The following is a 13168-nucleotide window of genomic DNA, read 5'->3' on the forward strand; positions in this document are numbered from 1 at the left end:
CAACCGAATACGAGCTGAGCCCCGCCGGACCATTCGGCGGGGCGCGTCGGATTCCGCGGGATCACACCACGCGCTGTCGGTCGGGGCGCAGGCGTATCCGCCATCTGTTCACGTGCTGCTCGCCGAGTCGACCTGTTCGAGTTGGCGGCGAAATCACCCGGTTCGCAATACCCTGGAGTATGCGCACTTTCGTCCATCTCCTGCTGCTGGTTTGTGCTGTCGCGGTGGCGGTGGGAACCTTCGGACCGCTCATCGGCACGGTCGAGGCCCGTCATGTGCCGCTCACCGAACTACGCGACGGGTTCCCCGCCGGTCGCAGCCTCGATCAGATCCAGGCTCAGTCGGTCACCCTGCAGACCTCGCTCGCGGTGGTTCTGCTGGCGGTCGCCGCGGTGCTCCTGCTGACCACCCTGTTCGGCTCACGCCTGCTGGGGTGGCTGGGTGTCCTGGTCGGCCTGGCCTCCCTCGGGGTGCTGGCCTGGCGTCTGGACAGCTCGTTCGACAGCCAGATCCGCACCGACTACCACACTCTGTTCAGCGGTACCTGGGGGTTGTACGCGGTGGGCGGCGGCTTGGTCGTCGCCCTGCTGTGCCTGCTCGTACCCCGTGAACGGCGAGGATTCTGAGAGCCGTCCCGCCGCATCCGGCTATTCAGGCGGTGGTGTCCAGGCGGTCTGGATGAGCTCCGCACGCCTGCGATCGACGAGCATGCCGCGTCCAGGGGGCATGGGCGTGGGTTTGATCGATGCGAGCAGCGCACCTTCGTCACGGCTCCCACTCATGATCAGGCCGGTCGAGCCGAGGTCCCGCAGCGAGGCGAGCACCGGTTCGTACAGGGCGCGGCCCGCTCCCCCGCTGCGCCGGGCGATGATCAGATGGAAGCCGATATCGCGTCCGTGCGGCAGCAACTCTCGGACCGCTGCCACCGGATTCTCCGAGGTGGTGACGACCAGGTCGTAGTCATCGATGACCACATACACCTCCGGTCCGGTCCACCAGGAACGGTCACGCAGTTGCTGCGGCGTCACATTTTCTCCGGGGAACCGCTTGCCGAGCAATGAGACCAGCTCGTTCAGCATCTTGGCGAGGTTCGGTGCGGTCGTCGCATAGCCGGACAGATGTTCCGACTGCACCTCTCCGAGCATGGTCCGCCTCAGATCCACCAGCACGATCTTCGCCTGATCGGGGGTGTTCGACTCGCAAATTCCTTGCACGAGCAGTCGAACCGTAGGCGGCGACGAATCGAACCAGCTCGGCAGACGGATGCGCCTTCAGATATCCGCTCCCCGGGATGCTCGGCATGATAGGCGAGCGGTGCGTCCAGCACGGCCCGCGATTCGTTGAGCGAGTAGGTCTTCAGAGCAATGCGGTAGGACAGGTGGGCGTCGAGGCTTCACAGCGATACCTCGTCCAGCCGCTGGCTGGCGAGCAACAGATGGATGCCGACCGAACGACCCAGGCGGCCGGTCGCCGTCAGCACGCTGATGAACTCCGGCGTCTGGGACAGCAACTCGCTGAACTCGTCGATGATCACGAACAGCTCGGGCATCGGATCCAGTGACACCCCCGCGGCACGCGCCTGTTCGTACTGCTGGATGGAGGCGAAGTTTCCGGTGGCGCGCAACAGTTCCCGGCGTCGGTCGAGCTCGCCGGTGAGAGCTTCCTCCAGGGCCTGCACGAGCGACAGATCCGCGGACAGGTCGCCGATGTATCCACCGAGGTGCAGGAGTCCGGCGAAACCACCGAACGTTGCGTCGCCCTTGTATTCGACCAGCAGGAAGTTCACCTGTTCGGGAGAGTGTTCCAGCGCGAGCCCGAGGACGATCGTCCGCAACATCTCCGACTTGCCCGAACCCGTTGCGCCGATGAGCAATCCGTGCGGCCCCACCCCTCCTCGGCGGCCTGCTTGAAATCCAGCAGCACCGGCCGGCCGGCGCTGTCGATCCCGACGGGAATCCTGAGCCGGTCGGATCCGTTCTTCGGCTGCCACCGGTGGCCGAGTTCCGGATCGGCGGGATCGGTGATCCGGTACAGCGCCGCGAAATCATTGTCGCCGTCCAGGCCCGCGCCGGGCACGGGTACGGGTACGGCCCCCTCGCCCCGATGCGCGAGGGCGACCCGGGTGACCAGATCCGCTGCGCCATCGGTCATCTCGGGCAACACGGCCGCCTCGGCGGGCAGGTCCCGGATATCGGGGAGGGGGAGTCTGCGGCGGGTCCGGGCGATATGCACCTCCTCCTGCAACACTCCGTAGTGACTGGGCGTCTGCCGACTGGTCCGGCCGCGCACCTCCGCACTGACGTAGCTCCACAAGCTGTGCGTGTTGATCACGCCGGTGCCGTTGTCGGCCAGGCCGGTCGCGATTCCCTTGACGACCGCGGAGGTGAACACGGACAGCGGCGCCGACCGCTCCGCGCCGCCGTCCCCGGCGACCTGCACGGCCGTGGCCGCGGTCAGCACGCAGATGCCCTCCCCCGCGGCCAGCTCGTGCCCGACGTCGTCGACCGTGGGCTGGGCCTTGATCACATCACCACCCAGGAATGCCCCGCTGTAACAGCAGTCCAGCAGGATGATCTTCGCCGCGGCCGCGGACTCCCGGATGAGTTCCTTGATGAACGACGCCGATACCGCCGAACTGCTGATCAGCTGGGTGTCGGTATTGCTGGTCGCCAGATAGAGGTTGTGGCGCGTGCGGATGCCGTGGCCGGAGAAGTAGAACAGGACGACGTCCTCGGGCCCCGCACCGCGGAACAGGCGCTCGATGCCGCGTTCGATCTCGGCTTTCGACTCGTTGACGAGTATCTCCGCCGGGGCGAAGGCGCCGATCTCCGGATCGCGCAACAACTCGCGCAGCTGGGTCGCATCCGACACCGGCGCATGCAGCCTGGGAATACCCGGCGAGTGGAACGTGTCGTTGGCGACGAACAGGGCCAGTCTGCGACCGGTCGGGCTAGTCATCGCGCAGGACGTCGCGCAATCGCTCGATCAGACCGTCGACCTGCTTATCGGAGGGGCGTTCGACCACCACCTCGAGATCTCCGTTGCGAATCGTGATCGAATCCGCGCGGGTGCGATCCAGGAATCGGATGACCACGTCCCGAATCATCCAGGCGACGGTGCCGAGCGCTCCGCTCGACACCGCCAACTGCCCGATCTGCAACGCCACATCGGATTTCGTCCCCGACTCCCCCGACGCTGTGACCGCGCCGACGGCCAGCCCGCCGATCTCGCGCAGATCCTCGCCAAGTTCGCCTGCTAGCTGGTCCAACTCTTCCGCGTCGCCGCGACGCGTCGCAACGATGAACACCACTGCCGACATCGGCGCCCTCCCTCGTTCACCGCGTACGCGGTTCCCGCACACTCTATCCCGCCCCGTCCGAGCCGACACGGACAACGATCGCGACGGAACGGCCGACCGCTCACGGCAGGGCGGGCGGCTCGATGCCCAACTCCCGCAGGCGATCACGGTAGGTCTCGACGTTCGCGAGCTTGATCTGCTCGTAGCCGCGGATCACATCCGGCAGGGCCGCGGCCTCGACGGCGCGGTCGTAGTCGCGGGACAAGGTTCCGGCCAGCGTGTCGATCATCTCCGTGTAGTGCGCGAGCAGGGCACGTTCGACGCGGCGGACATGCGCGTACCCGAAGGGGTCGAATGCGGTGCCGCGCAGGCGCTTCGCCTTGGCCAGCAGGCGCAGGGCCACATGGCTGCGGGGGCCCAGGCCGATCTTCTCGGTGCGGCCCAGGGCGCGCAGGATGGGCGGATGCAGCCGGTAGGTCAGGTTCGCGCCGTCGGGGACAGCGGCGGCGACCTCGTCGAGGAAGCCCGGGTCGGTGAGGCGACGAGCGACCTCGTACTCGTCCTTGTAGGCGGTGAGCTTGTACAGCCCGCGCGCGACCTGCTCACTGAATTCGGTGCGGTCGGTGACCGCGCGCTCGGATTCCCACACCCGTTGTACGAGTGCGAGGTACTCGCGGGCCACGCGTACGCCACCGAACCCGATGAGCTCGCCCGCGCGCCGCTCGACCAGACGCCGGGTCTCACCGGTCACGCTCAGCCCGGCCAGAAGCTCCGCAGAAGCCTGCGGTGCGATGCGGCCACCGGACCGAGGTGCGGTCGCGGCCGCGAATTCGTCGGGACGCGCCACCGCCGCGCGACCCCACCGGAACGCCGCGATATTGGCGGCGACCGCGACGCCGTTGATCTCGATGGCCTCCTCGATCGCCGCGGCGGGCAGCCGCAGCCCACCGACCTGATATGCCGCGCCGACCAGCAGGAAGTTGGCCGCCGTGGCATTGCCGAACAGCGTCTGTGCGGCAGCCAGGGCGTCGAACGAGCTCACCGAGCGTGATGCCCCGGACAGCCGCCCGAGCAGATTCTCGGTCTCCGGATACCGGACCGCGGCATCATACACCATCGCACCGGTGGGCGTCCGGCTGGTCGACGCCACCGAGATCGTCTCCTCCGCCGACCCGTAGGCCAGATTCTTCGCATCGGCCGCGGCGAGCAGATCGAAGGCCAGAATGCAGTCCGCCGAGCCGGGCGTGAGCCGGTTGGACGGCTCGAGCGCGGTCGTCGCGAAACGCATATGGGACACCACCGGACCGGCCTTCTGGCTCAACCCGATCTGATCCAGGCCCGCGACCTGATATCCGGCGCGCATGGCGGCGGTGGCCAGGACCTGGTTGACGGTCACGATCCCGGTACCGCCGATTCCGGCCAGCAGGACATTCTGTGTGACGTTCGGCGACTCGACGCGAACCTCGGGCAGTGTCGGTGGTTCGGGCCGAACCTGCTTGCGGCGCTGCGCCTTCCGGGACGACGCGCGGCCCGGTTCGGGCGCCTCCACCGTGACGAAGGACGGGCAGTCGCCCTTCAGACAGCTGTAATCGGTATTGCAGGAGGTCTGATCGATCCGGGTCTTGCGGCCGAATTCGGTGTCCACCGGCTGCACCGACAGGCAGTTGCTCTGGACCCCGCAGTCGCCGCAGCCCTCACAGACCGCCTCGTTGATGACCACTCGGGTGCGCCGCACCGGCAGTGCGCCGCGCTTGCGCTTGCGGCGGGCGTCGGCGGCGCAGTGCTGGTCGTAGATCAGCACCGTGACGCCGGGGACCTCGCGCAGCATCCGCTGTGCCTCGTCCAGCCGATCCCGATGCCACAGCAGGGTTCCCGGTGCGAGGTCGCGTTTACGGTACTTGTCCGGTTCGTCGGCGCACACGACGATCTGCCGCACCCCCTCATCGAGGAGTTTGTGCGTCAGCCGCGGAACCGCCAGTGCCCCTTCGGCATCCTGCGCTCCGGTCATCGCGACCACATCGTTGTAGAGCAGCTTGTAGGTGATGTTCACCCCTGCGGCGATACATGCCTGCACGGCCAGCTGACCGGAGTGGAAATATGTTCCGTCGCCGATGTTCTGGAACAGATGCGGCACATCGGTGAACGGAGCCTGCCCGATCCACTGCGCGCCCTCCCCGCCCATCTGGGTCAGCCCGACCACCTTGCTGTCCGTGCGGTCGGACATGGTCACCAGGGTGTGACAGCCGATTCCGCCGCCGGCCAGGGAACCTTCCGGCACCGCCGTCGAGCGGTTGTGCGGACAACCACTGCAGAAATAGGCGGCGCGTCTGGCGGGCAGGACCGACAGGGACAGCGGTTGTGGCAGTGGACGTTTCAAGTCCAGGTGGCCGTCCAGCACGCGGCGCAGCGGCGACAGGATCCGTCCGGTGGTGAGTTCACCATCGGAAGCGAACAGCGGAAGTCCCGCGGCATCGCGTTTGCCGAGAATCTGCGGGGCGTCCGCTGTGCCGTACAGGATCTCGCGAATCTGTGTCTCGACGAAGGCGGTCTTGTCCTCCACCACGATCAACCGGGACAGTCCCGAGGCGAACTCGCGGACCCGTTCGGGGGCAAGCGGATACGGCATTCCGATGCGCAGCAGCCGCACCCCCGCTCGCTGCAGCGCCGCATCGTCCACGCCGAGATCGGCCAGGGCCTGATGCATCGCGTCGTAGGCGGTTCCGGTTGCCGCGATACCGATCTCGGCGCGTTCGGGATTCACCTCGATGACGTCCAGATCGTTGAGCGTGCTGTAGGCCAGGACGGTCGCCCAGCGCGGACCGTGCAGATCGGCCTCGGCGAGCAGGCTGTCCGCGGGCGCGCCCATCGGCCGCTGCCGGTAGGTGAACGGCTCACCCTCCCAGGACATTTCGGGGACGACGATATCGATCTCGCCGATCGTCGCGGGCACCGTCCACGCGCCGTCGGCCACGTCGGCGACGATCTTCAGCGCCACCGGACACCCCGAGGCCCGCGACAACGCCACACCGTGCAGCCCCATCGTGACGATCTCACCCGCGTTGCGCGGGAACAGCACCGGAATGTTCATCGCGGCCAGGGACCGTTCCGAGGCCGCGGGCACGGTGGAGGACTTCGCCGCGGGATCGTCACCGACCAGCAGCAATACCCCACCCCGGGAATTGACGCCGTACACCGTCGCGTGTCGCAGCGCATCGGTGGCGCGATCGAGTCCGGGTCCCTTGCCGTACCAGACCCCGACGACCCCGTCGTGCGTGGAATTCCCCGCGGGCAGATCGGCCTGCGAGCCCCAGACCGAGGTGGCCGCGAGTTCCTCGTTCACACCGGGCACGAAATGGATATCGTGCTCGGCCAATACCTCGGGCATCTCGCCCAGCATCCGGTCCACCCCGCCCAGCGGCGAGCCCTGATATCCGGAGACGAAGGTGCCCACCCGTCTGCCCGCACGCAGATCCCGGACGTGCTGTTCCACCAACTGCCGCGCGATCGCCTGAACTCCGGTCAGGACGACGGTTCCCGCGCCGACTCGATAACGGTCGGCGAGGTCGTACGGTGCTGGGATCAGTTCGCGATCGGCGAGCTCGGTCATCAGTTCCACCCGTCCGGCCGGCACCGATCCGGCGCGGCCTAGATTGAGCATTCGACGCCGTCATACTGTCCCCGCAGCGCGAAATGAACAACCTTCGCATCCACAACTGAGCATCCTGCACAGTTTCCAATACTGCGACTGGGCACCGATTATGCAGCGTGCAACCCCGAGTGTGACTGCGCTCTCACCGGGTGCGGCGGCCGAATTCGGCGCGCCACCGGGCGCACAGGGTGGTGTACCCGTGCAGGTGGTCGGCGGCGAATTCCTCGGGGTGCCAGTCGCGCTCGGCGACGACATCGGTCCACACGTAGGTCGGCACCGGTTCCTCCCGGCCGATCACGCGGACCGGTCGCAGCTCGTACTGCGCATCCTCGAACGCGTCGATGATCTCCCAGTCCGCCGGGGTGAGCCCTTGCAGCACCAATCCGGAGGCCATGCGGCCCGGTTCGGCGACCAGGCCCGGATAGGCACGTTTCGGTAACGCTGCCACTCGCCGGTCGCGAGCCACGCCGAGATCCGCCTCGGGCACCCGCCCGAGCAGTTCCTCGAGCACCGGACCGAACTGCAACGTGCCATAGGCGAACAACGTGTCCGCCTGCGGCGCCAGCGAACTCAATCGGCCCGCGGGCGCAGCGGTATCGCCACGCGGCCCGGCGGGGCCGCGCGCGCCGCCTTCCGTCACGCGAGTCCGCGTTCGACCCGCCCGTCGGGCAGAACGCGGTACGCGAGGCGGATTCGAGTACCGCCGGTGAGTTCGCTAGTTATTTGCGGTGCCGGAGTATCGAGCGCGGCCAACGCCGCGACAATTCGCGCGATTTGATCTGGGCGCGCGACCGGCACGTCGGAATCGAGCTGGGGCGCATTACGTGTCATGTACCCATGGTGCCTCATCGACGCGCCGGAAACATGATATTGGGGGTGGTGAACTGACTCACGCTCCAGATTCGCCACCGCGCCATTGCGTGGGCCGCACCGTCGAGGACGTCAGGCGGGTGAACGCTTCCCCGTCGTGAGCACTGAAAATGGTGATATCGGCACCGTGTGCGCGGTTCAATTCCAACAGCCGACGGCGGTTGTCGCGGTAGGGCATTCCGGCCACCGCGGCCAGCTCGTACAGCCGCCACAACAACGGCGTATGTGGTTGTGCCGGATCGATTTCGCTGCCGACGCCGAAGGCATCGCCCGCGTGCAACAACCATCCCCGGCCCGTATCGATCGCGACGCCGACGTGTCCGCGGGTGTGACCGTGCAACGGCACCACCAGAATCTGCGGCGGCACACCGGGCAGATCGCGCACCGCGCGGAAGCCGAACCACTCCTCGCCGCCGTCGATTTCGTTCACCATCCACCGCGGACCGTGCGCCCACTGCTGCGCCCGATATCGGGTCCGCTCGGAGAACGTCCGACGCGCGGTCGCGGCCCGGAATTCCGGGCCGTGCACATGTACGGTCGCCTCCGGGAAGTCCGAGAGTCCGCCCGCGTGATCGAAATCCAGGTGAGTGAGCACGATGTGGCGGACATCGGCGGGGTCGTACCCCAGCCCCTGGATCTGACGGAACGCCGTTTCGTGCTCGGCAAGTTCGAGACCGAGGACGAAACGACTCGGGCCCACCATCGTGCCCGGATCGCGCACGCAACCGAGACCGAATCCGGTGTCAACCAGAACCAGTCCGGCCCCGGTCTCGATCAGCAGACAGTGATCGACGGTACCCAGTGCCATGCTGCCGCAGTTGAGATGATGAATCCGCACGCCGAGAGCGTCCCAGACGCTCCCCTGCCGGTCAATCGTATCGGCCCTCGGCACCAGGCATCGGCGCGGATTTGTGCGCGAGGACACTCGGGCGGGCGGTTCGGTCGAAGATGATCACACCGGCCGGTGCGTGCGAATCACCTCGGCGAGCTGTTCGTAATCCTCGGTGCGCGCGGTCGATCCGCGGAACACCAGCCCGAGCGTGCGCCCCGGGGCAGGGGCGGCGAATCGGGCGATCTGTAGTGCGCCACGGGCGGTTTCGGCCGCAACGGCCATCTCCGGGATGAGTGTGACGCCCAAACCGCCTGCGACACACTGCACGACCGTCGACAGCGAAGCGGCCCGGGTGTCCCCGACCGGCCCGGGACGCACGTCCTGGGCACGACACAGGTCCAGGGTCTGGTCCCGCAGGCAGTGTCCCTCGTCCAGCAGCAGCAGCGGCAGTTCGTCCAGCGCGGCGGGCGAGAGCCCGCCGCGCCCGGACAATTCGTGCCCTTCGGGCACCACCAGGACGAATTCCTCACTGTAGAGCGGGATTTCGACCATCCCGCCGGTGTCGGACGGCAGTGCGAGCAGCGCCACGTCCAGCACGCCGCTGCGCAGCCCGTCGAGCAGGCGTGCGGTCTGATCCTCGATGACGTGCGGCACCATCGCCGGGAATCGGTGCCGCAGTTCGGGCAGTACGGCCGGCAGCACATACGGCGCAACCGTGGGAATGATGCCCAACCGCAGCGTGCCGCCGAGTCCGTCGCCGACCGCGGAGGCGATGAACCGATCGGCTGCCTCGAGCGTCGCCATCGCTTGCGGCAGCAGGCGTTTGCCCGCCGCGGTCACCAGAACCCGGCGCGTACTGCGTTCGATCAGTTGCAGTTTCAGGCCGTTTTCCAGCGATGCGAGCGACTGCGATAACGTGGGCTGGCTCACGCTCAATCGCGCAGCCGCCGTGCCGAAGTGGCGATACTCGGCGATCGCCACGAACGCACGCAGCTGTGACAGGGTGGGCTGATAAGTCTGATCAGTCACGCCTATCAGTATAGTGCGACTGATCACGTTTACCTTTTGCCCCGCCGCGGGCAAGATCACAGCGAACACTTCCGCACGGCAATCCCGACAACGAAGGACGAAGGAGACAGCATGGCTCTGCTGACCATCGGCGACCAGTTCCCGGCGTACAACCTCACCGCAGTGATCGGCGGTGACCTGTCCAAGGTCGACGCGAAGCAGCCCGACGACTACTTCACCCAGGTCAGCAGCGACGACCACGCCGGCAAGTGGCGCGTGGTGTTCTTCTGGCCCAAGGACTTCACGTTCGTGTGCCCCACCGAGATCGCAGCGTTCGGCAAGCTGAACGAGGAGTTCGCCGACCGTGACGCCCAGGTGCTCGGCGCCTCGGTCGACAACGAGTTCGTGCACTTCCAGTGGCGTGCCCAGCACGAGGATCTCAAGACCCTCCCGTTCCCGATCCTCTCGGACCTCAAGCGCGAACTGGTCACGGCCACCGGCGTTCTCAACGCCGACGGCGTCGCCGACCGCGCGACGTTCATCGTCGACCCGAACAACGAGGTCCAGTTCGTCTCGGTCACCGCCGGTTCGGTGGGCCGCAACGTGGACGAGGTGCTGCGCGTGCTCGACGCACTGCAGTCCGACGAACTGTGCGCGTGCAACTGGAAGAAGGGCGACCCGACCATCGCGGCCGGCGAGCTCATGAGCGCCAGCGTCTGACGCGAGAACCGAAGGAGTTACCAGCTGTGACCGTCGAGAACCTGAAGAACTCGCTCCCCGAGTACGCCAAGGACCTCAAGCTCAACCTGTCGTCCATCGCGCGCTCGACCGTGCTCAGCGAACAGCAGTTGTGGGGCACCCTGCTGGCCTCGGCGGCGGCCACTCGCTCGGCGGTGACGCTACGCGAGATCGCCGACGAGGCCGCCGACACGTTGTCCGCGGAGGCGTACAACGCCGCCCTGGGCGCTGCCTCGATCATGGGCATGAACAACGTGTTCTACCGAGGCAAGGCGTTCCTGGAGGGCCGGTACGACGATCTGCGCGCCGGACTGCGGATGAACATCATCGGCAATCCGGGTGTGGACAAGGCCGATTTCGAGCTGTGGTCCTTCGCGGTCTCCTCGATCAACGGCTGCCAGCACTGCCTGGAAGCGCACGAGAACACCCTGCGCGAGGCGGGCGTCTCCCGTGAAGTGATCTTCGAGGCGCTGCGCGCGGCGGCGATCGTGGCGGGCGTCGGGCAGGCGGTGCAGTCCACCCGGGCACTGGCCTCGGCCGAGGTCTGATACCGCGGGCGTCCCAGCGCCGCAGCACATCTCGCGATGGCCGCGTACTCGTCGAGTACGCGGCCATCGGCGTTTTCACGAGGCCGTGCGCGATCCCGAGACGGCAGGATTCAGTGCAGCGCCGCCGCGGCGAGCATGTACGCGGTGCCCAGATCCATCACCACGTGCGGAATCACCGCGGCCGGGGTCATCGCATGTCCGCTCGTATGGCGCAGCACCGATATCGGACCCGGAACGAACATCAGCACGGCGTCCAGGACGAACAGCGCCGCGAACACCAGCATCGGGACGGACGATCCGGCGGGCGGGCGATCCATACTCATGCTCATGCCGTGCCCGGACATCGACCACAGCATCGCCGTGGCCGCTATCAGGTGATAACCGATCGTCGCGGCCCTCGCGGGCGCGCAGTCACCGTTGCGCCAGGCCCACACCCGCGCGGCCAGGACCGCCGCGTACACCACCGTCATCGCGGTGAGCACGCCGCGCAGCGCATCCGGCGCGGCGACCATCGGGAAGACCAGCATCGCCAGCATGACCAGGCACATCAGCAGATGTGCGGCATCGGATTCGTGATCGGCGACCGGACGCGAGGCACCACCGACCACGCCGTGTGCGAAGACCGGAAGCCTGCCCGCGACCAGCACCGCCGCGATGACGAAGCCCGCTGCGATCCCCCAGCGCAGCACCGGATATTGCGCCACGAAACCACCCACACCCCACCGCCTTCCCGCGACGCGAGCACGCCTCGTTCCATGCTCGCATCCCGCGACGGGTCAACGGCACCCTTTCATCCGGGCATCCGGTGTGGTAGCCGCCGCGCGGACCTCAGCGCAGGGCTCGTCCGAACGCCGCCGCCAGCTCCGCCACCTGCTGTTCGGTGATGACGAAGCTCGGCGAGATCTGCAGTGCGCCCTGACCGGCCGCACGTCCGGAAACACCCTGCGCGCGAAGGGCTTTCACCATCGCGGGCCCGTCGGCCGGATCGGCCATCTGCACCGCGGCGACCGCGCCCAGACCGCTCCGCACCTCGGCCACGCGAGGATGTGCCGCCAGCGGCGAGAAGTGTTCGTGCAGTAGCGATTCCAGATTCTTACTGGCGTCGATCAGATTCTCACGCTCGAGAATATCCAGGTTGGCCATGGCGGCGGCGGCCGCACCGGCGTGGCCGCCGTAGGTGTAGCCGTGCCGGAACCAGACGTCGCCGGAGAAGAACGGCTCTGCCACCCGAGGTGCGGCGAAGACCGCACCCATCGGCAGATAGCCGGAGGTCAGCCCCTTGGCCGTGGTCATCATATCGGGCTCGAGCCCGAAACGCGTGGAGGCGAACCAGGATCCGCCGATGCGGCCGAATCCGGTGACGACCTCGTCGGCGACGAACAGGATGTCGTTCTCCCAGCAGATGCGCCGCACCTCGGCCAGATAGCCCTCCGGCGGCAGGTACACCCCGCCCGCACCGATGATCGGCTCGCAGAAGAACGCGGCGATGCGGTCCGCGCCGACCTCCTCGATCAGCGCCGCCAGGGATTTGGCGTCATCCCATTCGACGGTCCGGGCGTCCGGGACCAGTTCGCCGTATCCGGCGCGGTTCGGCGCGATACCGCCCAGAGCCGTTCCGGCGTAATGCATTCCGTGGTAAGCGAGCCGCCGGCCGACGATCAGGGTCTTGTCGGGCCTGCCCGTCTCGTGCCAATAGCGGCGTGCCAATTTGGCGGCGGTGTCGACCGAATCGGAGCCACCGGAGGTGAACATGATCTTGCTGCCGGGCACCGGAGCCAGCTCGCCGAGACGTTCGGCCAGCTCCTGCGTCACCGGTGCGGTGATGTCGCCGAAATTGGAATAGTGCGCCAGGGACGACAGCTGCGCGGCCACCGCATCGGCGATCTCGCGACGACCGTGGCCGACGTTGGTGAACCAGAGCCCGGCTGTGGCATCGAGGTAGCGGGTACCGGCCTGATCCCAGATGTAGGCCCCTTCGCCACGCGCCACCACGAAGGCGCCGTCCCGTTCGACCGCGCCCATATCGGCGAATCCGTGCCACAGCGATCCCATGTCTGGCTCCTCTCGTCCGCACCGCCGGGGGCCTTCCCTCACCGCCACCCGCGCGAGGCCAGACTACCTGCGGGTACCGCCACCGGCGCGAGCAGTGCGAACGCTCCCGGGCGTGATCATGGCCCCGACCGGCCGCACCCGATAACCGGTGGCGGACCGGGGTGGTGAATTCG

12 protein-coding genes and 2 pseudogenes are annotated in these 13168 nt (G+C 67.5%); 3 read left to right on the plus strand and 11 right to left on the minus strand.

Going from position 1 to position 13168, the window contains the following annotated elements; genetic code table 11:
• The first annotated feature begins 179 nt into the window (after positions 1 to 179).
• Complete coding sequence (locus ON40_RS17890) at positions 180 to 626, plus strand: hypothetical protein (protein ID WP_040823770.1); 447 nt, start codon at positions 180 to 182, stop codon at positions 624 to 626.
• 21 nt (positions 627 to 647) lie between these two features.
• Here the strand turns inward: ON40_RS17890 and ON40_RS56495 are convergent, their stop codons facing one another.
• The 9 genes and pseudogenes from ON40_RS56495 to ON40_RS17935 all read right to left on the minus strand — a co-directional run bounded on the left by ON40_RS56495 (position 648) and on the right by ON40_RS17935 (position 9678).
• Positions 648 to 1214 carry a hypothetical protein gene (locus ON40_RS56495; RefSeq protein ID WP_040823772.1) on the minus strand — a complete coding sequence of 189 codons (567 nt, stop codon included), beginning with the start codon at positions 1212 to 1214 and terminating at the stop codon, positions 648 to 650.
• Between the two features lie 7 nt (positions 1215 to 1221).
• Positions 1222 to 1974: pseudogene (locus tag ON40_RS56500) on the minus strand (FtsK/SpoIIIE domain-containing protein); the annotation flags it as partial.
• Between the two features lie 288 nt (positions 1975 to 2262).
• Positions 2263 to 2958: pseudogene (locus tag ON40_RS56080) on the minus strand (caspase family protein); the annotation flags it as partial.
• Positions 2951 to 3319, minus strand: coding sequence for a hypothetical protein (locus ON40_RS17910; protein ID WP_040823777.1), 369 nt, complete (start codon positions 3317 to 3319; stop codon positions 2951 to 2953). The gene ON40_RS17910 and the pseudogene ON40_RS56080, both read right to left, overlap by 8 nt.
• A gap of 100 nt (positions 3320 to 3419) precedes the next feature.
• A complete protein-coding gene (locus tag ON40_RS17915; protein WP_040824536.1) occupies positions 3420 to 6905 on the minus strand; it encodes an indolepyruvate ferredoxin oxidoreductase family protein in 3486 nt (1161 codons plus the stop codon).
• Positions 6906 to 7089: 184 nt separating this feature from the next.
• Entirely contained in the window at positions 7090 to 7587 is a 498-nt protein-coding gene (locus ON40_RS17920) for a gamma-glutamylcyclotransferase family protein (RefSeq protein ID WP_051193211.1), read from the minus strand.
• Positions 7584 to 7778 carry a hypothetical protein gene (locus ON40_RS53240; RefSeq protein ID WP_040823778.1) on the minus strand — a complete coding sequence of 65 codons (195 nt, stop codon included), beginning with the start codon at positions 7776 to 7778 and terminating at the stop codon, positions 7584 to 7586. Before ON40_RS53240 ends, ON40_RS17920 begins: the two co-directional genes overlap by 4 nt.
• Before the next feature lie 58 nt (positions 7779 to 7836).
• Complete coding sequence (locus ON40_RS17930) at positions 7837 to 8625, minus strand: MBL fold metallo-hydrolase (protein ID WP_235748295.1); 789 nt, start codon at positions 8623 to 8625, stop codon at positions 7837 to 7839.
• Between the two features lie 144 nt (positions 8626 to 8769).
• Positions 8770 to 9678, minus strand: a complete 909-nt coding sequence (locus ON40_RS17935) for a hydrogen peroxide-inducible genes activator (RefSeq protein ID WP_040823783.1) — start codon at positions 9676 to 9678, stop codon at positions 8770 to 8772.
• 111 nt (positions 9679 to 9789) lie between these two features.
• On the opposite strand from ON40_RS17935, the gene ON40_RS17940 reads away from it, so the two are divergent.
• Positions 9790 to 10377 (plus strand): peroxiredoxin, encoded by a 588-nt coding sequence (locus ON40_RS17940; protein ID WP_040823786.1) that lies wholly within the window; start codon positions 9790 to 9792, stop codon positions 10375 to 10377.
• A gap of 26 nt (positions 10378 to 10403) precedes the next feature.
• Entirely contained in the window at positions 10404 to 10943 is a 540-nt protein-coding gene (locus ON40_RS17945; RefSeq protein ID WP_040823787.1) for an alkyl hydroperoxide reductase, read from the plus strand.
• A gap of 110 nt (positions 10944 to 11053) precedes the next feature.
• On the opposite strand, the gene ON40_RS17950 is transcribed toward ON40_RS17945, so the two are convergent.
• Complete coding sequence (locus ON40_RS17950; protein WP_040823790.1) at positions 11054 to 11659, minus strand: DUF5134 domain-containing protein; 606 nt, start codon at positions 11657 to 11659, stop codon at positions 11054 to 11056.
• A 112-nt stretch (positions 11660 to 11771) separates the two neighbouring features.
• The gene (locus ON40_RS17955) at positions 11772 to 12995 is read right to left on the minus strand and encodes an aminotransferase family protein (protein WP_040823792.1); all 1224 of its coding nucleotides are present in this window, start codon (positions 12993 to 12995) and stop codon (positions 11772 to 11774) included.
• Positions 12996 to 13168: the final 173 nt, after the last annotated feature.

It is taken from the genome of Nocardia jiangxiensis NBRC 101359, from assembly GCF_000308615.1.
GTDB lineage: Bacteria > Actinomycetota > Actinomycetes > Mycobacteriales > Mycobacteriaceae > Nocardia > Nocardia jiangxiensis.